Origin of the sequence: Methylobacterium sp. 4-46 (genome assembly GCF_000019365.1) — a bacterium.
Taxonomy (GTDB): Bacteria; Pseudomonadota; Alphaproteobacteria; order Rhizobiales; family Beijerinckiaceae; genus Methylobacterium.
On record NC_010511.1, the window covers coordinates 2950051 to 2974483 of the forward strand.

General features: G+C 73.2%; 22 protein-coding genes. 10 read left to right on the forward strand and 12 right to left on the reverse strand.

Features of this window, described 5'->3' with window-relative positions; all coding sequences use genetic code 11:
- Positions 1-30 precede the first annotated feature (30 nt).
- Complete coding sequence (locus M446_RS12705) at positions 31-702, reverse strand: cysteine hydrolase family protein (protein WP_012332503.1); 672 nt, start codon at positions 700-702, stop codon at positions 31-33.
- Between the two features lie 328 nt (positions 703-1030).
- On the opposite strand from M446_RS12705, the gene M446_RS12710 reads away from it, so the two are divergent.
- The 3 genes from M446_RS12710 (at position 1031) to M446_RS12720 (ending at position 3334) form a co-directional block, all read left to right on the forward strand.
- Complete coding sequence (locus M446_RS12710; RefSeq protein WP_018260826.1) at positions 1031-1237, forward strand: hypothetical protein; 207 nt, start codon at positions 1031-1033, stop codon at positions 1235-1237.
- A gap of 271 nt (positions 1238-1508) precedes the next feature.
- Positions 1509-2276 carry a carbonic anhydrase gene (locus M446_RS12715; protein ID WP_012332505.1) on the forward strand — a complete coding sequence of 256 codons (768 nt, stop codon included), beginning with the start codon at positions 1509-1511 and terminating at the stop codon, positions 2274-2276.
- 158 nt (positions 2277-2434) lie between these two features.
- The gene (locus M446_RS12720) at positions 2435-3334 is read left to right on the forward strand and encodes a DMT family transporter (RefSeq protein WP_012332506.1); all 900 of its coding nucleotides are present in this window, start codon (positions 2435-2437) and stop codon (positions 3332-3334) included.
- Positions 3335-3446: 112 nt separating this feature from the next.
- Here M446_RS12720 and M446_RS12725 read toward each other — a convergent pair whose 3' ends face one another.
- Entirely contained in the window at positions 3447-4172 is a 726-nt protein-coding gene (locus tag M446_RS12725) for a fused DSP-PTPase phosphatase/NAD kinase-like protein (protein WP_012332507.1), read from the reverse strand.
- A gap of 230 nt (positions 4173-4402) precedes the next feature.
- On the opposite strand from M446_RS12725, the gene M446_RS12730 reads away from it, so the two are divergent.
- Both M446_RS12730 and ppa read left to right on the forward strand, forming a co-directional pair.
- Positions 4403-4909, forward strand: coding sequence for a GNAT family N-acetyltransferase (locus M446_RS12730; RefSeq protein WP_012332508.1), 507 nt, complete (start codon positions 4403-4405; stop codon positions 4907-4909).
- A gap of 197 nt (positions 4910-5106) precedes the next feature.
- Entirely contained in the window at positions 5107-5643 is a 537-nt protein-coding gene (gene ppa / locus M446_RS12735; protein WP_012332509.1) for an inorganic diphosphatase, read from the forward strand.
- A 43-nt stretch (positions 5644-5686) separates the two neighbouring features.
- Here ppa and M446_RS12740 read toward each other — a convergent pair whose 3' ends face one another.
- The 4 genes from M446_RS12740 to M446_RS12755 all read right to left on the reverse strand — a co-directional run bounded on the left by M446_RS12740 (position 5687) and on the right by M446_RS12755 (position 9450).
- Complete coding sequence (locus M446_RS12740; RefSeq protein ID WP_012332510.1) at positions 5687-5920, reverse strand: hypothetical protein; 234 nt, start codon at positions 5918-5920, stop codon at positions 5687-5689.
- A 59-nt stretch (positions 5921-5979) separates the two neighbouring features.
- Positions 5980-6528, reverse strand: coding sequence for a spermidine N1-acetyltransferase (gene speG / locus M446_RS12745; RefSeq protein WP_012332511.1), 549 nt, complete (start codon positions 6526-6528; stop codon positions 5980-5982).
- A 61-nt stretch (positions 6529-6589) separates the two neighbouring features.
- On the reverse strand, positions 6590-7903 hold the full coding sequence (locus M446_RS12750) for an MFS transporter (protein WP_012332512.1): 1314 nt from the start codon (positions 7901-7903) through the stop codon (positions 6590-6592).
- A 164-nt stretch (positions 7904-8067) separates the two neighbouring features.
- Positions 8068-9450, reverse strand: a complete 1383-nt coding sequence (locus tag M446_RS12755; protein ID WP_012332513.1) for a M20/M25/M40 family metallo-hydrolase — start codon at positions 9448-9450, stop codon at positions 8068-8070.
- Between the two features lie 125 nt (positions 9451-9575).
- Here M446_RS12755 and M446_RS12760 point away from each other — a divergent pair, with 125 nt between their 5' ends.
- From M446_RS12760 to M446_RS12770, 3 genes are read left to right on the forward strand one after another with little or no spacing between them, the layout of a single operon-like run.
- Positions 9576-10151 carry a (2Fe-2S)-binding protein gene (locus M446_RS12760; protein ID WP_415926907.1) on the forward strand — a complete coding sequence of 192 codons (576 nt, stop codon included), beginning with the start codon at positions 9576-9578 and terminating at the stop codon, positions 10149-10151.
- Positions 10148-11161, forward strand: coding sequence for an FAD binding domain-containing protein (locus tag M446_RS12765; protein ID WP_012332515.1), 1014 nt, complete (start codon positions 10148-10150; stop codon positions 11159-11161). The genes M446_RS12760 and M446_RS12765 overlap by 4 nt, the downstream gene beginning before the upstream one ends.
- An 11-nt stretch (positions 11162-11172) precedes the next feature.
- Positions 11173-13410: a xanthine dehydrogenase family protein molybdopterin-binding subunit gene (locus tag M446_RS12770; protein WP_012332516.1), complete on the forward strand. Its 2238-nt coding sequence runs from the start codon at positions 11173-11175 to the stop codon at positions 13408-13410.
- Between the two features lie 25 nt (positions 13411-13435).
- Here M446_RS12770 and M446_RS12775 read toward each other — a convergent pair whose 3' ends face one another.
- Positions 13436-13966, reverse strand: coding sequence for a histidine phosphatase family protein (locus tag M446_RS12775; protein WP_012332517.1), 531 nt, complete (start codon positions 13964-13966; stop codon positions 13436-13438).
- Positions 13963-15726, reverse strand: coding sequence for a hypothetical protein (locus M446_RS12780; protein ID WP_012332518.1), 1764 nt, complete (start codon positions 15724-15726; stop codon positions 13963-13965). The genes M446_RS12775 and M446_RS12780 overlap by 4 nt, the downstream gene beginning before the upstream one ends.
- A gap of 624 nt (positions 15727-16350) precedes the next feature.
- Between M446_RS12780 and M446_RS12785 the strand changes: the two genes are divergently transcribed.
- On the forward strand, positions 16351-18114 hold the full coding sequence (locus M446_RS12785) for an ethylbenzene dehydrogenase-related protein (protein WP_012332519.1): 1764 nt from the start codon (positions 16351-16353) through the stop codon (positions 18112-18114).
- A 23-nt stretch (positions 18115-18137) separates the two neighbouring features.
- Positions 18138-19196: a 2Fe-2S iron-sulfur cluster-binding protein gene (locus M446_RS12790; protein WP_012332520.1), complete on the forward strand. Its 1059-nt coding sequence runs from the start codon at positions 18138-18140 to the stop codon at positions 19194-19196.
- Between the two features lie 58 nt (positions 19197-19254).
- Here M446_RS12790 and M446_RS12795 read toward each other — a convergent pair whose 3' ends face one another.
- The 4 genes from M446_RS12795 to ngg all read right to left on the reverse strand — a co-directional run bounded on the left by M446_RS12795 (position 19255) and on the right by ngg (position 24431).
- Positions 19255-20049, reverse strand: coding sequence for a PstS family phosphate ABC transporter substrate-binding protein (locus tag M446_RS12795; RefSeq protein ID WP_012332521.1), 795 nt, complete (start codon positions 20047-20049; stop codon positions 19255-19257).
- Between the two features lie 204 nt (positions 20050-20253).
- Entirely contained in the window at positions 20254-21429 is a 1176-nt protein-coding gene (gene solA, locus M446_RS12800; RefSeq protein ID WP_012332522.1) for an N-methyl-L-tryptophan oxidase, read from the reverse strand.
- 105 nt (positions 21430-21534) lie between these two features.
- Entirely contained in the window at positions 21535-22719 is a 1185-nt protein-coding gene (locus tag M446_RS12805) for an osmoprotectant NAGGN system M42 family peptidase (protein ID WP_012332523.1), read from the reverse strand.
- Positions 22716-24431 carry an N-acetylglutaminylglutamine synthetase gene (gene ngg, locus M446_RS12810; RefSeq protein ID WP_012332524.1) on the reverse strand — a complete coding sequence of 572 codons (1716 nt, stop codon included), beginning with the start codon at positions 24429-24431 and terminating at the stop codon, positions 22716-22718. Before ngg ends, M446_RS12805 begins: the two co-directional genes overlap by 4 nt.
- Positions 24432-24433: the final 2 nt, after the last annotated feature.

The following is a 24433-nucleotide window of genomic DNA, read 5'->3' on the forward strand; positions in this document are numbered from 1 at the left end:
AATGCTCCTCTCGCCTGCGCGGCGGCAGCCTCAGGCCGCCCTGATCGCCGCGATCGCCGCGGCGGTGTTCGAGACCCAGCCGAAGATCCCGCCCTGCGCCTTGATCATGGCGAGGCCGACCTCGTGGAAGTGCGGGACGTAGGAGCCGCAGGCATCCGCCAGCACGACGCAGCGGTAGCCGCGGTCGTTGCCCTCCCGCACCGTGGTGTGGACGCAGACCTCGGTGGTGACGCCGCAGACCAGCAGGGTCGCGATGCGCCGGGCAGCCAGGATCTCGCCGAGGGCGGTGGCGTAGAAGGCGCCCTTGCCGGGCTTGTCGATCACCACCTCGCCCGGCGCCGGCGCCAGTTCCGGGATGATGGCGTGGCCCGGCTCGCCGCGGATCAGGATGCGGCCCATCGGTCCGGGCGCGCCGATCCGGGCGCTGGGCGCGCCGCGCGCCACCTTGGCGGGGGGCGCGTCCGAGAGGTCGGGCGCGTGGCCCTCGCGGGTGTGGACGACGAGGAGGCCGACCTCCCGCGCCGCCGCCAGCACCGCCCGGCAGGGGCCGATCGCGGTCCCGAGGAGCCCGACGTCGTTGCCCAGCGTCTCGCCGAAGCCGCCGGGCTCCAGGAAGTCCCGCTGCATGTCGATGATCACCAGGGCCGTGGTCGCCCGGTCGACGGCGAGCGGTGCAGGTTCGGCATCGAGCAGGACGGACACGCGGAGATCCTCGCGGAGGGGACGGGCCGCCGCCCGCACGGTGAGGGGAGGATGGCAGCACGCGAGATCGCATGCATGACGAAAGGTTGGGCCGGGCTGCCGATAGTGGCTGCAAGTGCACCGGATTTGATCTGCTCTGGATGTGAGCGGGCCGCCCGGGCGGGCCCGCGACGTCGCGTCCCGGGCCCGCGGCCCCCGGCGCGGCGTCGGGCCGGGCTTGACGCCTTCGGAGGGGTCGCGTCTGATCCCGGTTCGGCCGCCGCTGGCCGATCAGGGCATGGAGATGGTGCCTCGCGCTTCCGCGGTCCGGCCGCGCCCGAGACGGTTCATGACGGCCGACGATGCGGCGTGCCGCGCCTGCATCGCGCAGATGCGCGCCGTGCCCGAGAGCCTGCCGCATGGCCGGCTGATGGTGGTCGCCTCGACGCCGGTGGTGGAAGCGTTCGGGGGCGGGATCGAGACCCGCTATCTCTGCCTGGATTGCGGCCACACGCTGATGCACTCGACCGGCCGCTTCGGCCAGGGCTGGCATTAGGGCCCCGCGACAGCCGCAGGCGAGGACGCGCGCCGGACGCCGCACCGCGGCAAGATCATTAGTCCGTCCGGCTTAGCCTGCCCCTGCGTCCGCCGGCTGGCGGCCGCAGATGCGAATCTGATATGCCCCGGTGAGCCTCGATGAATACCAGCCCCGCCACTCGCCCTCGATTGTCCGTCCCGGACGTGCACGGTTCGCGTGTTGTCGTCCCCGGAATCGTGATCGGTCGATGCGCCTGCGGGACGGCGGACCGAGGCCGTGAAGGGGGGCGATGATGATCGAGCGGCGGGCGTTACTGAGCGGTCTCGGCGGTATCCTGGGATGCGCGCTCTGCGGAGCGGGCAAGGGCTTCGCGTCGGAGGCGCTGCACTGGAGCTATTCGGGCCCGACCGGGCCGGAGCATTGGGGCGAGCTGGACCACGCGGCGCAGGTCTGCTCGATCGGCGGGCAGCAATCGCCGATCGACATCGTCGCCTCGACCCGCTCGGACCTGCCGGCCGTCGAGCTCGCCTGGAACCCCCTCGCCGGCAAGGTGGTCAATAACGGTCACACGATCCAGGTCGACGTCGCCTCGGGCGGCACGATGGCGGTCGGGCCGGCCCATTACGACCTGCTGCAATTCCACTTCCACGCGCCCAGCGAGCACCGGATCGACGGGCGCAGCTTCCCGATGGAGGTCCACTTCGTCCATCGGGACGCGCAGTCCGGCAGCCTCGGCGTGCTCGGCGTCTTCGTGGTGGCGGGCCGGCCCAACCCGGCCTTCAAGGCGCTGATGGCCGCGCGGCCCGAGCAGCCGGGAAGCGCGGTCCCGGTCCCGCCCGGCACCGACATGACCGCCCTCCTCCCGGCCGGCCGGCGCTACTACGCCTACGAGGGCTCCCTGACCACGCCGCCCTGCAGCGAGACCGTGGATTGGCGCGTCTGCGTCGACCCGATCGAGGTCGACGCGGAGGACATCCGGCGCTTCACCGCGCTCTACCCGATGAATGCGCGCCCGGTGCAGGAGCGCCACCGCCGCTTCGTGCTGGTCTCCGGCTGAGGAGCGCCCCGCCCGGGCCATGCAGCCCGGGCGCGGCAGCGCCCCGCGGGCCCGCATTGCCGGCCCGCGGCGTTCGTAGTAGCGCCGCACTCGCATTCAGTGGGAGGCGCTACCATGGCGCGTGTCGCGCGCGGGGGCCGGGCCGTCGGCGGGCCGGCGTGAAACCCTTCCCGCCCCCGGTCGGCCTCGCTGCGCCGCGCCCCCGCACGGCCCTGGCGGGGATCGCCTGGGCGCTCCTGGCCGTCAGCATCTGGGGCGGCTGGTTCGTGGTGACGCGCCGCGCCGTCGGCAGCGGCGGCAGCCTCGCCCCGGCCGACCTGGTGGCGATCCGCTTCGGCTGCGGCGGGCTTATCCTGCTGCCGGTGGTGCTGCGCCTGCGCCGCCTGTCCCGGCGCGAGGCGGCCGACGCGGCCTGGCTCGTCCTCGGCCAGGGCGCGCCCTTCGCGCTGCTGATCTCGATCGGCCTGCGCTACGCGCCGGCCGGCCACGGCGCGGCCCTCACGCCGGGCACCATGCCGCTGATGGCCGCCGCCCTCGGCATCGCGCTGCTGGGCGACCGGCCCGGACGCGTCGCGCTCCTCGGGCTCGGCCTGATCCTGGCCGGGGCCCTGACCCTGGCGGGTGCCGCGACGACGGGCGACGAACTGCTGGGCGACGCCATGTTCCTGACCGCGGCCCTCCTCTGGGCGCTCGGCACGGTGCGGATGCGCCGCTCGGCCCTGCGTCCCGTCGAGGCCACCGCCCTGATCTGCGTCGTCTCGCTGGTCGGCTACCTGCCGCCCTACTTCGCGCTGGGGCTCTCCCGCCTGCGCGAGGCCGGGGCGGCCGAACTGGCCCTGCAGGTCGCCTATCAGGGCGTGCTGGTGAGCGTCGTCGGGCTCATCGCCTTCAACCGCTCGCTCGCCCTGATCGGCCGGCGCACCCCCGCCTTCACGGCGCTGGTGCCGGCGATCGCGACCCTGCTGGCGATCCCGGTCCTCGGCGAGGTCCCGAGCCTGCCGGCCGCCGCCGCCGTCGCGGCGATCGGCCTCGGGGTGCTGCTGACGACGCGCGGCTGAGGCGGGGTCATACCCAATCCGCTCGATCCCTTCGGGATGGCGGGTTCGGGCTTCGCTCAGGCGCCGCGCGGGCTCGTGGTCCGGGATCCGCTGCGATCAACCGGATCCCGGATCACTCCCGCTTGAGCAGGCGGTCGACGAGCATGTCCGACCAGAAGCCGGCCCGGAACTCCCGCTGCAGGGCCTCCGGGTCGTAGACGGTCTCGACCCATTCGAGGAAGCTCAGCCCGCGCCTCTCGCCCTGCGCGAGGTAGCTCTCGAAGAAGGCGTCGAGGATGCCGGTCTTGGCGAAGCGGAAATGCCCGAAGCGCGGGGAGAGCTGGCGCGCCGCCTCGGCCACCGGCCGGCCCTCGTGCAGGATCAGGTAGAGCGCCGCCGCGAAGCCCGCCCGGTCCGCCCCGGACTTGCAGTGCAGCAGGGCCGGGTACTCGACGCTGGCGAAGAAGTCCCGGGCCCCGAGCAGCATCTCGCGGTTCGGTGCCTCCCGCGAGCGCACCACGAATTCCCGCAGCACCAGCCCCTCGCGCTCGCATGCCTCGCGCTGGAGCTGCCAGGAGCCGTGCTCGCGCCCGCCGCGCAGGGACACGATGGTGCGCACGCCGTGGCGCTTGAACCAGGAGAAATCGTGCGGCGCCGGCTGCGCGGAGCGCCAGACCAGGCCGCGACCGACCCGGTGCCGGTTGAGATAGGCCAAGCGCAGCACGCCGTGGTCGACGAGCAGCATGTTGACCCAGGCGCGCAGGCGGCTCCGGCGTCCGGCGATCGGCTTCTCCCAGCGGGCGATGCGGGCCATGCGCCGGGCGTAGCGGGTCTCGGGCGAGAGGAAGCGGTTGAACACGCGGTCTGGATCGTTGCGAGAGACGGTCGGGCCGGCGCGGAGCCGCGGCGAGTCCGCCCACCCGCCGGTGTCCTGACAAGCCTTGCCCTGTAGCAGCCGCGTGGCGGCTCCGCAACGACGCGACGCGATGCGAGCCGGCTCACAACCGTGGCATTGCACTTGCTCGGATTCCTCCCGCATCCTGGCGGCCACACCCGCCGCGCGGGCGCCGGGTCGGAGGAGGATTCACCGTGAGCACGCAGGTCGTCAGCATCCGCCGGGCGCGGCAGCACGATGCCGGGATGCTGTCGGAGGTCTTCGACGCCGCGTGGCGGGAGGCCTATCAGGGCATCATTCCGGGCGTCGCCCTCGACCGCATGCTGGCCCGCCGCGGGCCGGCCTGGTGGCGGGCCACGCTGGGCCGGGGCCGGCCCCTGGTGGTGCTGGAGGTCGGCGAGGCCGTCGTCGGCTACGTCTCCTACGGGCGCTGCCGCGACCGCTCCCTGAAGGCGGAGGGCGAGATCGACGAGATCTACCTCGCGCCCTCCTACCAGGGGCTCGGCTACGGCACGCGCCTGTTCCGGGCCGTGCGCAACGACCTGCGCGACCGCGACGTGGCCCGCCTCGCCCTGTGGTCCCTGGCGGAGAACGGGCGGGCGCGCGCCTTCTACGAGCGCATGGGCGGGACGGTCGTGGCGGAGGCCGTCGACCGGATCGCGGGCGCGACCCTGGCCAAGGTCGCTTACCTCTTCGCGTGAGGCCCCGCGCGCGGGCGCATCGCCCGGCGCACCGTCGACGGTGCCGCACGATCAGCCGTCGAGAACTGGGCCAGAGGGCCGCCCGACCGCCGTCCGCCCAAGTCGAGACCAAGCTCAACGCGCTTGTCTTGACCGGCCCGGGTCTCTAAGCACCGAGCGACCCGGGGCACGGCGCCCCGCAGGGAAGGAGTGCGGTCATGCGTCTCGACGCCGTTTCCATCGGCAAGAGCCCGCCCGACGACGTGAACGTCGTCATCGAAGTGCCGGTCGGCGGCGAGCCGATCAAGTACGAGATGGACAAGGAGGCCGGGACGCTGGTCGTCGATCGCTTCCTGTACACGGCGATGCACTATCCGGGGAATTACGGCTTCATCCCGCACACCCTGTCGGGCGACGGCGACCCCTGCGACGTGCTGATCGCCAACACCCGCGCGATCGTCCCGGGAGCGATCATGAGCGTGCGCCCGGTCGGCGTGCTGGTGATGGAGGACAATGCCGGCGAGGACGAGAAGATCGTCGCGGTCCCCTCCCGCCACCTCACCAAGCGCTACGACCGGATCGAGAACTACACCGACCTGCCCGACATCACGCTGCACCAGATCCAGCACTTCTTCGAGCACTACAAGGATCTGGAGCCCGGGAAGTGGGTGAAGATCGTGCGCTGGGGCGACAAGGCCGAGGCGCACCGGCTGATCCTGGAGGGGATCGAGCGGGCCAAGACCGGCAAGGCCTAAGCACCGGCAAGGCCTAAGGAGCGGCAAGGCCTGAGCCGGGGCCTCAGCGGGCCCGCACCCCGCCCTCGTCCCACGCGCTCCAGGCGAAGACCTCGCGACCGGCGCCGTCCGTGACCCGGACGGTCTCCGCGATCGGGCCGAGGCGCTGAGGCACCCGGGCGCGGCGAAACAGCCGCAGCGCCCGCTCGCGGGCCGCCTCGAGCCCGGAGACGCGGATCGAGGCCCGCTGGACCAGGCCTTCCGGCCCCGTGACTTCGATGTGGAAGGTCTCGCGCAACGACGGGCTCCTCGGGGGCGCCCTCCATAAGGCACCCGGACCCGTCCCGCCAGGGCCGCTCAGGTCCTGAGCACCGGCTCCTGCACGTCGCCGCCGCCGCGCCGGGCCAGGTAGGCGGGCTGGAACAGGCACATCCGCACCGCGTCCCGGTAGCGCCCGTTCACGAAGAACTCGTCCTTCAGCACGCCCTCGATCGTGAAGCCGGCCCGCTCGTAGATCCCCACCGCCCGCCGGTTGTCCTTGTCCACGTGCAAGTAGAGCTTGTGGATGTTGAGGACGCTGAACGCGTAGTCGATGGCGATGCGGGTGGCCTGCGAGGCGTAGCCGCGGCCCTGGAAGGCCGGGTGGATGGCGATCTGGAACTCGCAGCGGCGGTGGAGATGGTTGATCTCCACGAGCTCGACCATGCCGGCCCGCTCCGCCTCGGGCGAGCCCACGATGAAGCGCCGCTCGGTCTGGTTGTGGATGTTGCGCTCGTAGAGCTGCGCGAGTTCGGCGAAGGATTCGTAGGCCTCCTCGAACCAGTAGCGCATGATGCTGTCGTTGTTGTTCAGCTGGTGGACGAAGAGCAGGTCCTCGCGCTCCAGCGGCCGCAATTTCACGGTCATGGGGATCCCGGCCGGCAGGCTGTCCTCGCGGTCGGGATCCTAATCGCGCGTCGCGGTTCCGTCACTCACCCGGGACCGGCCGGACCACGCCCGGGGCGGCGCTCGTCCCGGCCCGGCGGTAGATCAGGACCGTCGCGACCAGTCCGGCGAGGCCGCCGAACGCCATCCAGAGGCCCGGCGCCGCCTTGTCGCCGGTGACCTTGATGAGCCAGGTCGAGACGGCGGGCGTGAAGCCGCCGAACAGGGCGGTGGCCAGCGAGTAGGCGAGCGAGAAGCCGGCCGTGCGCACGCTCACCGGCACGATCTCGGTCAGCGCCACCACCATGGCGCCGTTGTAGCTGCCGTACAGGAAGGACAGCCACAGCAGCACGATCAGCATGTTGAGGAACGAGACGTGGCCGACGAGCCAGAGCAGCGCCGGGTAGGCGGTGAGCGCCGCGAGGCCCGAGAAGGCGATCAGCAGGGGCTTGCGGCCGACCCGGTCGCAGAGCGCGCCCATCACCGGCAGCCAAACGAAGTTCGAGACCGCGACGCAGAAGGTGACGACGAGGCTGTCGGTCGCCGAGAGCTTCAGCACGTCCTTGCCGAAGGTCGGGGTGTAGACCGTGATCGTGTAGAAGGAGATCGTCGTCATCGCGACGAGGAGCATGCCGAGCAGCACGATGCGCCAGTTCTGCCCGAGCGAGCGCGCGATCTCGCGGCCGCTCGGCCGGTGGCGCCGCTGCAGGAATTCCTGGGTCTCCTCCAGCGAGCGGCGGACGTAGAACAGGAACGGCACGATCAGGCAGCCGATGAAGAACGGCACCCGCCAGCCCCAATCCTGCATCTGCGGCGGCAGCAGCGCGAGGTTGAGGGCGTAGCCGATCAGCGCCGCCACCATGATGGCGACCTGCTGGCTCGCCGATTGCCACGCCACGTAGAAGCCCTTGCGGCCCGGCGTCGCCATCTCCGAGAGGTAGACCGAGACGCCGCCGAGTTCGACGCCCGCCGAGAAGCCCTGCAGCAGCCGCCCGATCAGGACCAGGAGGGGCGCCGCGAGGCCGATCGTCTCGTAGGCGGGCACGAAGGCGATCAGGATCGTGCCCATCGCCATGATGCCGAGCGTGACGATGAGGCCCCTCCTCCGCCCGACCCGGTCCACGTAGGCGCCCAGGAAGACGGCCCCGAGCGGGCGCATCAGGAAGCCGGCCCCGAAGGTCACGAAGGTCAGCAGCAGGGAGGCGACCTCGTTCCCGGCCGGGAAGAACGCCTTGGAGATGTAGCTGGCGTAGAACCCGAACAGGAAGAAGTCGAACATCTCCAGGAAGTTGCCGCTCGTGACGCGCAGCACCGTGGCGATCTTCGAGGCGGACGGATCGGGGGCTGGACCTGCCACCGGGGAACTCCCTCCCTGGGCGGGACGTGCGCCATCCCTATCGCCAGAGTTGAACGTCCGATAGGGACTTTTCATCCCGCGCCCGTCCGGGATTTCCGCCCGGCGCGGCCCGGCCGGGGACAGCCCCGGCGGCGGGCGCGAGGCCCGCCCCGCGCCGCCGCCGCTCAGCCGGCCAGGGCGGCCAGCACCCGGGCCCAGCTGCGAATGCCCTTGTGGAAGCTCTTCAGGTCGTACTTCTCGTTCGGCGAGTGCACGCGGTCGTCGTCGAGTCCGAAGCCGATCAGCAGCGTGTCGAGGCCGAGGCTGCGCTTGAAATCCCCGACGATCGGGATCGAGCCTCCCGAGCCGATCGTGGCCGGGGCGACGCCCCACTCGTCCTCCAGCGCCCGCCGGGCCGCCCCCAGGGCCGGCATGTCGAAGGGCAGCGCGATGGCGCGCGAGCCCTTGTGCGTCACGACCCGCGCCGTGCAATCCGCCGGCACCCGCGCCGCCACGAAGGTGCGGAAGCTCGCCGCCACCGCCTCGGGATCCTGGTCCTCGACGAGGCGGAACGAGATCTTGGCGCTCGCCTCCGCGGGGATCACCGTCTTGGTGCCCTCCCCGGTATAGCCGCCGACGATCCCGTTCGCGTCGCAGGTCGGGCGCGACTGCACCTGCTCGATCAGCATGCGGTCGCGCTCGCCCGCCGACGCCTTGAGCCCGATCGGCCCCAGGAAGTTCTCGGGGGTCAGGCCGAGGGCGCGCCAGCTCTCCAGCACCGCGGCGGGCGGCTCGCGCACCGCGTCGTAGAAGCCCGGCAGGGTGACGCGGCCCTCGGCGTCGTGCAGGTCGGCGACGATGCGCGACAGGACGTGGATCGGGTTCGCGGCGGCGCCCCCGAACAGGCCCGAATGCAGGTCGCGGTCGGCGCAGCGCACGAACACCTCGAAATAGGCGAGCCCGCGCAGCGAGGTGGTGATGGCCGGGGTGTTGCTGTCCCACATGCCGGTGTCGCAGACCAGGGCGAGGTCGGCCCTCAGCTCCGCGCGGTTCGCCTCCACCCATTCGGGCAGGAACTGCGAGCCGTTCTCCTCCGCCCCCTCGATCAGCAGCGTGACCCCGACCGGGAGCTCGCCCGCCACCGCCTTCCAGGCCCGGCAGGCCTCCACGAAGGTCATCACCTGTCCCTTGTCGTCGCAGGCGCCCCGCGCGCTGATCGCCCGGCGCCCGTCCGGCAGCGTCTTGAGCCGCGGCTCGAAGGGGGGCACTTCCCAGAGGTCGAGGGGATCGACCGGCTGCACGTCGTAATGGCCGTAGAACAGCACGTGCGGGGCGCCGGGCTTGGGGCAATGCGCCAGCACGACCGGATGCCCGCCGGTCTCGCGCAGCGAGGCGTCGAAGCCGATCGCCGCGAGGTCTCCCGTCAGCCACTCGGCCGCGCGCCGGCACTCCGCCGCGTAGGCCGGATCGGTCGAGATCGACGGGATCCGCAGGAAGGCGAAGAGCCGCTCCAGCGAGGTGTCGAGGTCGCGGTCGATGTCGGCGAGGATCGGGTCGAGAGCGGGCATGCGGCTCCTCCATCAGGGCCGCGAAGGGGTATCCCAGAGTCTTGCCGGCTTGAACCCCGTCCGGCGCGGGACGGGGGCCGCGGCGCCGCGGCTCCCCTGCGGAACGCGGTCAGCTTGGAATCGTTATGGCTGCGATCCGACGGAACCCGGCCCCGGGGCCGGCCACCAGGGAGTTCCGAGGCGTGAGCGAGAGCGGCACCAGCGCGGACGGCGAGCGGGTCGCCGTCACGCTGACGATCAACGGCGAGGAGCGCCAGCTCCGGGTCGCCCCCTGGACCAGCCTCCTCGACCTGCTGCGCGAGGAGCTCGATCTCACCGGCACCAAGAAGGGCTGCGACCACGGCCAGTGCGGCGCCTGCACCATCATCGTCGACGGGCGGCGGATCAATGCCTGCCTCGCCCTCGCGGTGATGAGGGACGGGGCGTCGGTCACGACGATCGAGGGCCTGTCGTCGGGCGCGCTGCACCCGCTCCAGGCGGCCTTCATCGCGCGCGACGCCTTCCAGTGCGGCTACTGCACGCCCGGCCAGATCATGTCGGCCCTGGCGCTGATCGAGGAGGGAAGGGCCCGCAGCCGCGAGGAGATCCGCGAATACATGAGCGGCAATCTCTGCCGCTGCGGCGCCTACACCAACATCGTGGACGCGATCGAGGACGTGCTCAACGCCCGCGCGGGCGCCGGGCAGGAGGCCGCGGAATGAACCGCTTCGCCTACATGCGCGCCGGCAGCGTGGCCGAGGCGGTGAGCGCCCTCGCCGCCGATCCGGCCGCCCGGATCATCGCCGGGGGCACCAACCTCGTCGACCTGATGAAGTACAATGTCGAGCGGCCCGACCGGCTGATCGACATCACCCGCCTGCCCCTGGCGGAGATCGAGCCGCTCCAGGGGGGCCTGCGCATCGGCGCCCTGGTCCCGAACAGCGCGGTCGCGGAGGATCCGCGCGTCGCGGAGCGCTACCCGCTGCTGGCGAGCGCCATCCTGGCCGGGGCGTCGCCGCAGCTGCGCAACGCCGCCTCGACCGGCGGGAACCTGCTGCAGCGGACGCGCTGCTACTACTTCTACGACGAGGGCACGCCCTGCAATAAGAGGGTGCCCGGCAGCGGCTGCCCGGCGATCAGCGGCGTCAACCGCATCCACGCCATCCTGGGCACCTCCGACCAGTGCATCGCCACGCACCCCTCCGACATGTGCGTGGCGCTGGCCGCCCTCGACGCCGTGGTGCAGGTGGAGGGACGCGGGGGCCGCCGCGCGATCCCCTTCGGCGACCTCCACCGGCTGCCCGGCGACGCGCCCGAGCGCGACACCACCCTCGCGGCCGACGAGATCGTGCTCTCGGTCGACCTGCCGGCCGAGAGCTTCCCGCACCACTATACGTACCTGAAGCTGCGCGACCGCCTCTCCTACGCCTTCGCCCTGGTCTCGGTGGCGGCGGCGCTGGAGCTGGAGGGCGACACGATCCGCTCCGCGCGCCTCGCGCTCGGCGGCGTGGCGCACAAGCCCTGGCGCAACCGGGAGGCGGAGGCGGGCCTGGCGGGCCGGCCCGCGACGCCGGAGAGCTTCCGGGCCGCCGCCGACCTGATCCTCGCCGAGGCGAGGCCCTACAAGCACAACGCGTTCAAGATCGAACTCGCGCGGCGCGCGATCGTGCGCGGCCTCGCGCAGGCCGCCGCCGGCACGCCGCAATCGCAGACCGACAAGCGCATCCGCTGAGGTTCCGCCGCATGGCCACCACCCCCCTCCACGTCGGCGCGGCCCGCAGCCGGGTCGACGGTCCCGCCAAGGTGACGGGCGCGGCCCGCTACGCCGCCGAGTTCAAGGCGGCGGACCTCGCCTACGGGGTGGTGGTGTCGAGCGCGATCACCCGCGGGCGCGTCACCGCCATCGACGCCGCCGCCGCCCTCGCGGTCCCGGGCGTGATCCAGGTCTTCACCCACGAGAACCGGCCGCGCACCGCCTGGCTCGACTACAATTACCGCGATCAGGTCGCCCCGCCCGGCTCGCCCTTCCGGGCCCTGCACGGGCCCGAGATCGTGTTCGGCGGGCAGCCGGTCGCCCTGGTGGTGGCGGAGAGCTTCGAACTCGCCCGCTACGGCGCGTCGCTGATCCGGGTCACCTACGCCGAGGAGGTCCCCCACACCGACCTCGCCGCGGTTCGCGACGCCGCCTACGTCCCGCCCAGGAAGCGCTCCGGGATCAAGCCGCCGCCCGACCCGCGCGGCGATGCCGAGGGCGCCCTCGCGGCCGCCCCGGTCCAGCTGCGCCAGGAGTACAGGCAGGCGATCGAGCACCACAACCCGATGGAGCCCCACGCCACCACAATCGTCTACGAGGGCGACGGCAAGCTCACCATCCACGACAAGATCCAGGGCGTGAACAACACGCAATCCTACGTCTGCAGCGTGTTCAATCTCAAGCCAGACGATGTGCGCGTGATCTCGCCCTATATCGGCGGCGCCTTCGGCTCCGGCCTGCGCCCGCAATACCAGCTGTTCCTGGCGGTCTCGGCCGCTCTCAACCTGAAGCGCTCGGTGCGGGTGGTTCTGAGCCGCGACCAGATGTTCACCCTCGGCTATCGCCCCGAGACGATCCAGAGCGTCGCCCTCGGGGCCGATCGGGACGGGCGGCTGCAGGCGCTGCTGCACGAGGCGGTCGCCGGCACCTCGACCTTCGAGGATTACCAGGAATCGGTCGTCAACTGGTCCGGTCTCCTCTACCATTGCCCCAACGTCAAGCTCGGCTACAAGCTCGCCAAGATCGACACCGCGACGCCGGCCGACATGCGGGCGCCGGGCGCGGCGACCGGCGTCTACGCGCTGGAAGTCGCGATGGACGAACTCGCCGACGCGACCGGGATCGACCCGCTGGACCTGCGGCTGCGCAACTACGCCGAGCGCGACGAGGGCGAGAACAAGGACTTCACCTCGAAGGCCCTGCGGGAGGCCTACGCGCAGGGCGCCGAGCGCTTCGGCTGGAGCCGCCGCGGCCGTGCGCCGCGCTCGATGCGCGAGGGCCGCGAGCTGGTCGGCTGGGGCCTCGCGACCGGGGTCTGGGAAGCCTACCTGATGAAGTCGAGCGCCCGCGCCCGGCTCGCCCTCGACGGCACGCTCGAACTCGCCTGCTCCACGGCCGATCTCGGCACCGGGACCTACACGATCCTGAGCCAGATCGGCGCCGACGCCCTCGGGGTCCCGCTCGACAAGGTCCGCACCCTGCTGGGCGACACGACCTTGCCCGAGGCACCCCTCGCCGGGGGCTCCTGGACGGCGGCCTCGTCGGGCTCCGCGGTGGAGATGGCCTGCCGCGCGGTGGCCGAGCAGCTCCTCGGCTTCGCCCGCCGGATCGACGACTCGCCCCTCGCCAACGCCGACCTCGCCCACGTCACCTTCGCGGACGGCGCGATCCGCCTGGCCTCGGACCCCTCCGCCAGGATCTCGCTCGCCGAAGCGATGCGGGCGGGCGGCGTCGAGAGCGTCGAGGCGACCGAGACCGTGAAGCCGAGCCTCCTCACCGGGCTGCGCTACGCCGCCTACACGCATTCGGCGGTGTTCGCGGAGGTGCGGGTCGACGAGGATCTCGGCGTGGTCCGGGTGACCCGGGTGGTGAGCGCCGTCGCGGCGGGCAGGATCCTGAACCCGAAGACCGCCCGGAGCCAGATCATGGGCGGTGTGGTGATGGGAATCGGCGCGGCCCTGGAGGAGGAGTCGATGCTCGACCACACCCTCGGGCGGTTCATGAACCACAATCTCGGCGAGTACCACGTGCCGGTGAACGCCGACATCCACGACATCGAGGTGATCTTCGTGGAGGAATCCGACGACAAGGTGAGCCCGATCGGCGCCAAGGGCCTGGGCGAGATCGGCATCGTCGGCACGGCCGCCGCGGTGGCGAACGCCGTCTTCCACGCCACCGGCAAGCGCATCCGCGAACTGCCGATCACCCTCGACAAGATCATCGCCTGAGCGGGAGCGGTCCCGGCCTCGCCGCTCAGGCGGCCGGGCCGCGCTCCAGGCGGACCCACTCGCCGTTCGAGAGGCTGCGTCCGGTCAGCGCCTGGATCACGCCCCAGTGGCAGACGACGAGGGTGTGGGCCCAGTCGGGATGGGCGTCCATCTCGGCCAGGAAGGCGGCGGTGCGGGCCTCGAACGCGTCGTGCGGCTCCTCCTCGCCGGGCCACCACACCTCCTCGATCGCCCCGAAATCGAGGTGGGGCCAGGCCGCCGCGAGCGCGGCCGAGCCGGTGCCGATGTCGCAGCTCGCCCCGAAGCGCTCGCGCACCAGCGCGGTGACCGTCACGGGCAGGCGCAGCCGCGCCGCGACCGGCGCCGCGGTCTGCAGGGCCCGCGTGTAGGGCGAGCAGAGGATGCGCCGCACGCCCTCGCCCACCAGGGCCTCGGCGGCCTCCTCGGCCTGCCGGTGGCCGAGTTCCGTCAGCGGCGCGTCCGGGATGCCGGGATCGACCCCGGTCGCCCCGTAATGCAGGTTGAACGCGCTCTGGCCGTGGCGGAGGAGGATCATCGGGACTCCCTCAGGAGGCGGTCGAGGCGGGTCGCGCAGGCCGCGGCGGCGGCCCGCAGGCGCAGGGCCTCGTCGGGCGCGGCCCCGCTCTCGGCCGCGAGCGTGCAGGCGCCGAGCCGGAAGGCGAGGTAGCACAGGGTGTGGAGCCCGAGGAGGTCCGGGTCCGGCGGGCGGATCCCGGCGGCCGCCAGCACCGCGCCGATCCGCTCCGCCGCCGCGGAGGGCAGGTCGAGTTCGACGCGTGCCCCGGCCACGTCCCAGGCGATGTCCTGACAGCCGACGAGGTCGTGGCCCGCGTGGTGGTCGAGGGCGTCCGCCTTGCGCAGGCTCCCGTCCGGCAGGACCAGCCATTCCCAGGGCTGCAGGCGGGCATCGACCCGGACGGGCCGGCGCCGCTCGCCGAGGGCGGCGAGCCGCGCCGCGCCGTAGGGGGAGAAGCCGCGGGCGGCCTCCTCGCCGAGGGCGGCCGCCGCGTTGTGCCGGGCCATGGCGACGAGGTCGGGCAGCGTCGCGCCCTCCTCCGGATCCGCCGGGAAGGCGGCCGCCCGGAAGGCGAGGTAGCGCCCGACCGCCTCCGCGAGGGGCAGCGGGGCGAGGGCGCCGGGCCGCAACGGGCGGGCCTCGGCGAGCCACCGCTCCACCAGGAAGCCGTGAACCAGCCCGGCGACGGGGGGCGTGAAGCCGGCCGCGTGGAGCCTCCGCGCCCGGGCGAGCGCCGCCTCCCCGGTCGGCCCGAGCCCGACGAACTTGACGAGCCAGGTCGCGCCGCCGGCCCGCGCCAGGAACTTGCGCCGCTCCAGCTGGGCGTTGACCGGCGGCCAATCGGCCTCCCGCGCGAAGTGGTGGCGGCGCCAGGCGCCGCCCGAGACCTCCTCCAGCGGCCCGTCGAGGGGCCCGAGCAGGCCGGAGACCCAGCCGGCGAGCCGGTGGGCGGGGTTCTCCGCGTCGAGCAGGAGGCGCTCGAAGGGGACCAGGTGGCGCCGCGCCCGCGCCCAGGCCCGCCGGTGGCGCGGCGCCGCCCGCGGGCCGGGCTCGCCCGGATGGCTCGGGAAGAAGGCGAGGCGCTCCGGCCCGGCCCCCCGCGCCGCGAGCGCGTCGGAGGCGGCGCCGAAGGAGCTGCCCGAGAGGCCCGGCCCCTCGTCCACGATCGCCACCTCCCCCCGGGCGGCCTCGGCGAGGGCCCGCTCGGCCCCGGGGCCGAGGGCGAGGCGCCGGTCGAACGGGTGCCCGACCGGGCGCACCGACAGCGGGGCGCGCGCGCCGAGCGCGGCGGCGACCATCGCGGCGAGGGGCAGGCCGATGCTGCGGATGCCGAGGCAGGTCGTGCCCGGCGTTAGGCCGGAGCCCGCGGCGGCGGCCCCGTAGCCCTCGGGGTAGAGCGCGTAGAAGGCGAAGCCCTCGGCGCGGCGGCCGCTGATCCGCGCCGGCAGCGCCGCTCCCGCGAGGGCGGCGAGCGGGCCGGGCGCGACCGGCGCGCCCGCGCAGCCCGCCCGCCAGGAATGCCACGCCGCCCGCGCCAGGGCCATGAGCAGGGCCGTGGCGAGGTCCTGCGCCCCGGAGGGCGCGTCCTCGCCGCGCGCCGCGAGGTCCGCGTCGGCGATCCCCTGCGCGAGTTCCCCGGCCTCGATCAGGCTCCCGACCAGTATCGCGTGCCGCGCGAGGCCGGGCGGTGCCCCGCTCTGGGCGCGAAGCGCCGCCTCGATCCGCGCGATCCAGGCACCCGGATCCCCCTCCCGCGCGCGATCGCCGAAGACCAGCATTCCGTCCCGTGCCCCCGCCCGCCGCGCCCGGCCCGCTCCCTCATCGCGCGCGCCCGCGCCGGGTTCCCTGCCCGTCCCGGCCGGCCGCCCGGTCGCGCGCCGTCGATCTCCGCCGAGATGAGGTCAGATCTCGCCGCCCGGGCGAACACTTCCCGCCAAGCTGTTCGCTCCGGTGGGCCAGTCGATCGCCGTCCCGGCCGCGCGGCCTTTGCAGTGGAGGCGGTATTCGATCCGGTTCTTCTCGCCTGACCCTGCTGCCGCCCCGCGCCGGAGCGGCGGCGCGCCCTGACGAAACCGGCGCCGCAAGATGCAACCTGAGGTGAGCGGCCGATCGGGCAGCTTCGCGGGGCCGCGCGACCGCCTGGACTGTCGCTGGTCTTTCGGCGAATTGCCGCAGCGGAGCGACATTGCAGGAAGATCGGGACGGCCTCGGTGTCGACATCGTGAGTGAGCCATTCCCCAGCGGATCAGGATGGCAGTCCTCGGCCAAGCTGCGGTTTACCATACCCAAAAAAATCGCCCGATGCTGGAACCGCGCGTTGCAACCCGGGCGAGCTTGGATAAAGTTTTCTTACGAGCAAGCATAAAGTCTGGCGATCGGCTGCGTGCCGCCCGGGGGCCGTCATGAACGAGATGGTGTCGAAGGATCGCTTGGCGGGCGCGCAGCCCCAGTCGACGGACGGTTTGCGACCGAGATTGCAACCCAGAGGGAGCGGGCTGCCGACGAGCGACGTCGGGACCGTGATCCTGCACTGGACGAGCGCCGTCGCCATGACGGCGAGCCTGGTCACGGGCCTCCGGATCTCCGCCGACGCGCTCGACGCCGTCGTGGCGCGCTGGCTCTCCCCGATCCTGCCCCAGGGCGAGGTCTGGACCGTCCACATCTATGCCGGGCTGCTGCTCTTCGGCGTCTCCGTCGCCTACGTCGCCTACATGGCCCGCAGCGGCCTCGCCAACCGCGTCGCGCTGCGCAAGGCGCGGGCGCTGAAGCTCGCCCAGAACGCCCAGCTGCGCTGGATGGGCGCGAACGTGCTCCTGCACTGGCTGCTCTTCGGCCTCGTGATCGTCCTGACGGCGACCGGGATCCTGCTCTATCTCGGCCATGGCGGCCTCGTGGTGACCATCCACGAGGCGGCGGCCTACGGCACCCTCGCCTACACGCTGCTGCACCTCGTCGGCCATTTCGGGTATGGCGGCTGGCGGCAATGGCTGCGGATCTTCCGCCCGGCGGCGCTCGCCCCCAATCCGGCGCAGCGCAGCCGCCGGCCGATGCTGGTCGCCGGGCTGGTCACGGTGCCGGCCGTGGCCGCGGCGGTCGGCCTCGACCTCGTCGACCGCGACACCCTGACCGTCGAGACGGTCGCCCAGGCGCCGACCCTCGACGGCGTGCTCGACGACGCGGCGTGGCGGGCGGCGCGGCCGGTGCGGGTGCGCACCCAGCAGGGTGCCAATCTCGGCGGCACCGGCGAGTCCACGGTCGAGATCCGGGCCGTCCAGGACGGCACCAGGATCTACTTCGCCTTCCGCTGGCAGGATCCGACCCGCTCGATCGCCCGCGTGCCGATGATCAAGGAGGCCGACGGCTGGCACGTGCACGCGAGCCGGGCCGGCGAGGCCGACGTGGTCGACTTCTACGAGGACAAGTTCGCGGCGATCTTCTCCCACTCGGACGGGTTCGGCGCCGGCGGCGTCACCCATCTCGGCCCGCGGCCGCTGCCCGACAAGCCCTCCTCGCTCAACCAGCGCGGCCTGCACTACACGACCGACGGCTCCTACGTGGACATGTGGCAGTGGAAGTCGTCCCGCGGCGGCCTCCTCGGCCACGTCGACGACCAGTACATGGGCCCGCCGCGGGAGCCGACGCCGGACGAGGCCCGGAAGCGCGCCCGCTACCAGGGCGGTTACTGGAACGACCCGGGCTCGACGATCTACAGCTACAATTTCCCGTTCGAGGGTCCGGGGGGCTATGCCGGCCCGGTCAAGCCGAAGCGCCTGCCGGTCGATCCGGCCGCGACCATGGCGGCGCTCGGCCACTTCGACCTCAAGAACCCGGACACGCACCAGGACGAGGGCGCCCGCTGGTGGCTGACCGGCGCGGATTCGAAGCCCTACACCGAGGAGGACGACGCCCGGATCCCGGTCGGGACGGTGATCCCGGGCGTCCTCAACACCGGCACCTACGAGGGCGACCGCGCCGACCTCAGCGGCGGGGCCAAGTGGAAGGACGGGTACTGGACGCTCGAGGTCTCCCGCGCCCTCAGGACCGGCAGCCGCTACGACGTGGATTTCGTGCCGGGCGAGCCGCTCTATCTCTGGGTCGCCGTCTTCGACCACACGCAGACGCGGCACACCCGGCACGTCCGACCGGTCCGCGTCGTCCTGCGCTGATCCCCGCCTTCCGGAGCGCATCCATGGCCTCTTCCTGCTCGCTCGTCGTCAACGGCAAGACCATCCGGGCCGCGCGCGGCGACACGCTCGTGGACGCCGCGATGACGGGCGGGGTCGTGATCCCGCACGATTGCGCCACCGGCCAGTGCGACACCTGCCGGGTGCGGGTCTACGCGGGGGAGGTGGACGAGTCCGGCACCCGCCAGGGCGACACGGTTCTCGCCTGCCAGGCGCGGGTGGCGGGCGACGCGGTGATCGAGTTCGACGCCGTGCCGCCGGTCGCGAAGCGCCGCGGCACCCTCGTCGGCATGGTCGACCTCTCGCACGAGATCGTCGAGGTGACCGTCGCGCTCGCCAAGCCCCTCACCTCCCTGCCGGGGCAGTACGTGTCCTGCGCCTTCGCGGGCTTCCCGGCCCGCGACTACAGCCCGACGCTGCGCAGCGACGGCTCGGGCGAGATCAACGAACTCATCTTCCACATCCGCCGCGTCCCGGACGGCGCCGTCTCGGCGGAGCTCGGCGGGCGGATCCGGCCCGGCCACGACGTGCAGATCCGCGGCCCCTTCGGGAGCGCCTTCCACCGGCTCGGGCCGGGGCGCCTCGTGCTGATCGGCGCCGGCACCGGCTGGGCGCCGATCTGGAGCATCGCTCGCGCGGCGCGCTTCCGCGAGCCCGGCCGCGAGATGATGGTGATCGCCGGCGCCCGCGATCCCCGCAACCTCTACATGGGCGAGGCCCTCGACTGGCTTCGCCGCAGCGGCGTCGAGCGGGTGATCGCCACGGCGAGCGGCGGCGAGCCCGGGCCCGGCCGGCTCGCGGGCCGTCCGACCGCCCACCTGCCGCTGCTGCGCGAGAGCGACGTGGTGCACGTCGCGGGCTCGCCCGGGCTGGTGGCGGCGGTCCGTCTGGTCGCCGCGGGCGTCAACGCGACCTGCTACGCGGATCCCTTCGTCGCCTCCGCGCGCAAGCGCACGATCCGCCACGCGCTGTTCGACCTGCTGTTCGCGCGCCGGCCGAGGGCCGAGCCCGGACGCGCCTTGTCCGTCGCCGCGCCGGCCGAAGCGGCGCGCGGCGCCGCCTGATCCCGACGGTCACGTCTCCGGCCCGGTGGCTCGGCGTCCCGGGCGGTCGGGACGAGTCTCAGCGCGCCACCGGCACGGCGCCGAAGCTGCGGATCACCTCCCGGGCCGCCGGCGCCTGCGTGAAGGCGACGAAGCGGGCGGCGGCGGGCGTCAACTGCCCGCCCATGTGCACGAAGGCGAGTTCGCCCGCGCTCGGATAGCCGGCATCGGTCGGCAGCTTGCCGTCGATGGCGAGCACCTGCGTGCCGACCTCCAGGGAGCGGCTGTAGGGGCCGAAGCCGATCGCGCCCTCGACGGAGCGCACCGTCTCGATCGCCTCCTGGGTGGAGACCGCGGTCTTCGAGCGCTCGGTGATCGCGAGGTCCTTCCAGCCCGGCATGCTGGCGCGCAGGATGCGCAGGGTGCTGTCGGTCTCCTCCCGGCGCACGACGCGGATGCGCAGATCCGCCCCCCCGACCTCCTTCCAGCCGGTGATCCGCCCCGCATAGATGCCCGCGAGCTGCTCGGCGCTGAGCCGCGTCACCCCCGCGCTCGGATGCGCGAAGATCGCCGAGGGCAGCCGCGCCACCGGGGTGTAGACCAGGCCGCGGCCGAGCTCGGCCTCGGTGAGGTGGCGCGCCACCCGCGCCAGGGAGGCCTTGCCCGACCCCACCGCCGTGATGCCGCCGTCCGAGCCGATGCTTGGCGGGACCGTCACGTCGAGCTCCGCATCCGCCTCGCGGGCGCTGGCGCCGAGCGCCCGCATCAGGTCGATCGCGTCGCCGGTCCCGACCACGGTCAGTTCGGCCGCGCCGGCCGGCGCGGCCAGGATCAGCGCTGCGAGCGCCAGGGCGGGACGGGTGGGAAGCGGCATGGCACGCACCGGACGCGGTTCGATCTCGCGCGATCCTGCGGGGCCGATCGTAAACAATGCCTGAGCGTCGCCCCGCCGCCCCCGGGTTTCCTCGGGCCCTCACAGGACATCCGACGGATTGCTTTGCTAAGCGGATCTCGGCGGCGCTCACGCGCCGCGCGAGCGTGTCATACGCTCTCCGGACGTGATCGTCCGGACAGCGGATCAGCGGAACCGGGCGAGCCCGAACGGCGCGAGGTCGACCGGGGAGCGGCCGGTGACGAGGCGCTCGGCCAGGGCGGCCCCGAGCCCGGCCGAGTGCTTGAAGCCGTGGCCCGAACAGGCCGAGACCGCGAGGATGCGGTCGCTCTCCGGATGGTCGTCGATCAGGAAGTCCCGGTCGGGCGTCACCGTATAGAGGCAGGCGGCGGAGGCGACCGCCCCGGGCGCGACCCCGGCGAGGCGCCCGGCGACGTGCGAGGCGTAGAAGGCCTCGGCCTCGGCCGGATCCGCGGCGCGGGCCTCCTCGGCCCGGCTCGGGCGGACGAACTGCTCGGTCCCGAGCTTGACCCGGGCCTCGCCGGGAAGCGGCGGGAAACCGTACAGGAAATCCACCCCGGGGGACGGCGCGATCCAGATGAAGGCCGGCGCGCGCGCCGGGAACGGGGCGCCGGGATCGACCGGAAACCAGTGCAGCACCTGCCTGTTCACGGTGAGGAGCGCGTCGAACGGGGGACCGAGGAGCGGCCCCAGCCACGCGCCCGCCGCCACCACGACGCGGTCGGCCGTGACCGCGCCCGCGTCGGTCTCGACGCGCACGCCGGCCGCCTCCGGCCGCAGCGCCCGCACGGGCGCGTCCGTGCGGATCTCGGCGCCGTGCGCCGCGGCGAGCCGCAACTGCGCGGCGATGCAGCGCTCGGGCGCCACGTAGCCGCCGCCGGGCTCCAGGTAGGCCTGCTCGCCGCCGCGCAGCCCGGCGAAGTGGGGAAAGCGCCGCGCCAGTTCGGCCGCGTCGATCACCTCGTGCGCGATTCCGCCCGCCCGCGCGGCCGCGGCCGAGCGCCCGACGAAGTCCGAGCGGCCGTGGGCGAGAGAGGCGCCGTCGGCCGGGGCGATCAGGACGAGGCCGCAGGCGGTCAGCAGCTTCTCGCCGGTGCGCGCCTCGAGGTCGCGCCAGATGCGGTGGCTCTCCCACACCAGCGGCCGATAGGCCTCGCCCTCGCCGACGCCCTCCCGGGTGATCCGCGTCTCGCCGTGGCTCGATCCCTGGGTGTGGGGCGGGCTGAAGCGGTCGAGGCCGAGGACGCGCACGCCGCGGCGGGCGAGCTGGTACAGGATGGCGGCGCCGACCGCGCCCAGGCCGATCACGGCGACGTCGGTGCGGCGGGAGGTGACGGGCATGGCGGGGCTCGGCCGGGACGGCTCGCGCGGGAGGTCCGGCGCGGCGCGCCGCCCTGATACGCCGGGCGCGGGCGCCCGCCCAGTGCGGCGTCGCGGCCGCGCGCCTCAATCCGGCGGGATCGCGCCCTCCTGGATGTCCGCCTGCGGGTCGGCGGTCTCGCTCTCCTGGTGGGGGAAGTCGGCGAGCGGCCCGAGGGGCTTCACGTCCCTTCGGAAGAGCACGTCGCTCTGCAGGTAGAGGCAGGAGAGCTCCGCGAGCGAGCGCAGGGCGTTCACGTGGGTGCGCTCGTAGCCGTGCGAGGAATCCACCCCGAAGCAGATCAGCGCCGTGCGCAGGTCGTTGCCCGCCTCCAGCGCCGAGGCACTGTCGCTGCGGTAGAAGCGGAACACGTCGCGCTCGTAGCGGATGTCGTTCGCCTCGCAGAGCTCGATGAGGCGGCGGGTGAGGTGGTAGTCGAAGGGCCCGGCCGAATCCGCCATGCTGATCGTCACGCCGGATTCCCGGCTGCCCTGGCCGGGCGCGACGGTGCCGTTGTCGATCGTCACCATCTCGGCGATGTCGCCGTGCAGCACCGAGGAGGCGCCGACCCCGACCTCCTCGGCGATGGTGAACAGCATGTAGGTGGTGACGGTGGGCCTGCGCCCGGCATCCGCCATCGCCTTCATGGCAGCGAACATCACGGCGACGCCCGCCTTGTCGTCGAGGTAGCGGGAGTTGATGTAGCCCCGGGGCGAGATCTCCGGGTTCGGGTCGATGGCGACGAAGTCGCCGACGTTGAATCCGAGCCGGCGCAGATCGTCCCGGCGATACGCGAAGGCGTCGACCCGCAATTCGACGTTGGTCCAATCGACCGGCTGGGTGTCGACCTCCTCGTTGTAGGTGTGGCCCGAGGCCTTGAGGGGCAGGATCGTGCCGCGGTAGCTGCCCCGGTCGGTGAAGATCGTGCAGCGCGCGCCCTCGGCGAAGCGGGCCGACCAGGTCCCGATCGGGACGAGGCCGAGGCGCCCGTTCTCCTGGAGCTGGCGCACCATCGCCCCGAGCGTGTCGAGATGCGCGACCATGGCGCGGGCCGGCCCCGGCCCGGCGCCCCGCAGGGTCGCCCGGATGGCGCCGCGCCGCGTCAGTTCGAAGGGCACGCCGAGGCGCTCCAGCTCGCGCCCGCAGAAATGCACCGCCTGATCGGTGTAGCCGGTCGGGCTCGGGATCTCGATCAGGCGCTTGAGGACGTCGAGCATGTAGTCGATGTCGATCCGCACCCCGGCGGAGTGCGCCGCGAAAGGCCTGTTCACGCGAAGGGCCTCCGGATGCGGGCGGCGGTGATGGTCTGCGGGAAGAGCATGTCGACGAAACGCTCGGCGGTGGGCTGCGGTTCGTGGTTGGCGAGGCCGGGCCGCTCGTTGGCCTCGATGAACCAGTGCTCCGGCCGGCGCACGTCCGGCACCATCAGGTCGAGCCCGACGACCGGGATGTCGATCACGCGGGCGGCCTTCACGGAGGCCGCGACGAGGTCGGGATGGATCTCGTCGGTCACGTCGTGGATGGTGCCGCCCGTGTGCAGGTTGGCGGTGCGGCGCACGAGGAGCGTCTCGCCCGCCTCCGGGACGTCGTCGAGGCGGCGCCCGGCCCGCTCGACGCAGCGCCGCGTCTCGTCGTCGAGGGGAATGCGCGACTCGCCCCCGGTCGCCGCCGCCCGGCGGCGGCTCTGGCGCTCGATCAGCTCGCGCAGGGTGTGGCGCCCGTCGCCGATCACCTGCGCGGGCCGGCGGATCGCCGCCGCCACGACCTTGAAGTCGATCACGATCACCCGCAGGTCGCTGCCCTCGACGAATTCCTCGAGCAGCACCGTGTCGCAGAGCGTGCGCGCCTCCGCGATGGCCGCCTCCATCTCCTCGGGCGTGGTGAGGTTCACGGCGATGCCGCGGCCCTGCTCGCCGCGGGCCGGCTTCACCACCACGGCGCCGTGCCGCTCCAGGAAGGCGCGGCACGCCGCCGCGTCGCCGGCGACCGTCTGGTCGGGGACGCGCAGGTCCGCCCCGGCGAGGAGGCGGCGGGTCAGGGCCTTGTCGTCGCAGATGGTCATCGCGGTGGCCGAGGTCGCCGAGGACAGGCTCTCCCGGCAGACGAAGCTGCGCCCGCCATGGGTCAGGCGGAAGATCGAGGTCGGCTCGTCCACCACCTCGACCGTGATGCCGCGCCGGCGCGCCTCGTTGGTGATGATCTGCGCGTAGGGGTTCAGCGCCGCCTCCGGCGAGGGCCCGATATAGAGCTTCTCGTTGAAGGAGTTCTTCGTCTTGATGGTGAAGGTCGGCAGGCGCGTGAAGCCGAGCTTCTCGTAGAGGGCGATGGCCTGGGCATTGTCGTGCATGACCGACAGGTCCATCAGGGCCCGGCCGCGCTGGCGGAAATGGGCCGCGAGGGCCCGCACCAGGCCCTCGCCGACCCCCGGATGCGGCGTCTGCGGGTCGACGGCGAGCGACCACAGCGAGGAGCCGTCCTCCGGGTCGCCGAAGGCCACCGCGTGGTCGATGCCGGTCGCCGCACCCAGGACGGCGCCGGTCTGGGCATCCTCCGCCACCAAGTGGGTGAGGAGCCCCCCCGGGCGGGGGGGCCAGGCGTGGGCCGGGTCGATCTGGACCATGTGGCGGGCCCGGCAGATCCGGTTGATCTCCTCGATGTCGGCCGGCCCGGCGACCGGCCGCACCCGGAAGCCCCGCGGCGCCTCCGTCTCCGCCGGGAGGTCGCCGAGGTCGAGGCGGAAGGCGTGGGACGGGTCGAGGAAGAGCTCGGTCGGGGCGAGCGCCAGCACCACGTGGGGCTCCGACACGTAGAAGGCGACGTCGCGGTGGCCCGGCTCCTCCTGCAGCAGGCAATCGACCAGGTCGGCGGGATCGCGGAAGGTCTGGCCGAAGATCAGCCGGCCCCAGCCGCAGGAGACGGCGACGTTCTCCGCCCGGGCCGCGGCGGGCTCGGGGCTGGGCGGGTTCGGATCGGGAGAGGCCATGG

Bases quoted from the DNA above. Each gene is read 5' to 3' on its own strand.
- M446_RS12710 (WP_018260826.1), top strand. From the start codon at position 1,031: ATGACGGCCGACGATGCGGCGTGCCGCGCCTGCATCGCGCAGATGCGC.
- M446_RS12715 (WP_012332505.1), top strand. From the start codon at position 1,509: ATGATGATCGAGCGGCGGGCGTTACTGAGCGGTCTCGGCGGTATCCTG.
- ppa (WP_012332509.1), top strand. From the start codon at position 5,107: ATGCGTCTCGACGCCGTTTCCATCGGCAAGAGCCCGCCCGACGACGTG.
- speG (WP_012332511.1), bottom strand. From the start codon at position 6,528: ATGACCGTGAAATTGCGGCCGCTGGAGCGCGAGGACCTGCTCTTCGTC.
- M446_RS12755 (WP_012332513.1), bottom strand. From the start codon at position 9,450: ATGCCCGCTCTCGACCCGATCCTCGCCGACATCGACCGCGACCTCGAC.
- M446_RS12760 (WP_415926907.1), top strand. From the start codon at position 9,576: ATGGCTGCGATCCGACGGAACCCGGCCCCGGGGCCGGCCACCAGGGAG.
- M446_RS12765 (WP_012332515.1), top strand. From the start codon at position 10,148: ATGAACCGCTTCGCCTACATGCGCGCCGGCAGCGTGGCCGAGGCGGTG.
- M446_RS12770 (WP_012332516.1), top strand. From the start codon at position 11,173: ATGGCCACCACCCCCCTCCACGTCGGCGCGGCCCGCAGCCGGGTCGAC.
- M446_RS12775 (WP_012332517.1), bottom strand. From the start codon at position 13,966: ATGATCCTCCTCCGCCACGGCCAGAGCGCGTTCAACCTGCATTACGGG.
- M446_RS12780 (WP_012332518.1), bottom strand. From the start codon at position 15,726: ATGCTGGTCTTCGGCGATCGCGCGCGGGAGGGGGATCCGGGTGCCTGG.
- M446_RS12785 (WP_012332519.1), top strand. From the start codon at position 16,351: ATGAACGAGATGGTGTCGAAGGATCGCTTGGCGGGCGCGCAGCCCCAG.
- M446_RS12790 (WP_012332520.1), top strand. From the start codon at position 18,138: ATGGCCTCTTCCTGCTCGCTCGTCGTCAACGGCAAGACCATCCGGGCC.
- M446_RS12795 (WP_012332521.1), bottom strand. From the start codon at position 20,049: ATGCCGCTTCCCACCCGTCCCGCCCTGGCGCTCGCAGCGCTGATCCTG.
- solA (WP_012332522.1), bottom strand. From the start codon at position 21,429: ATGCCCGTCACCTCCCGCCGCACCGACGTCGCCGTGATCGGCCTGGGC.
- ngg (WP_012332524.1), bottom strand. From the start codon at position 24,431: ATGGCCTCTCCCGATCCGAACCCGCCCAGCCCCGAGCCCGCCGCGGCC.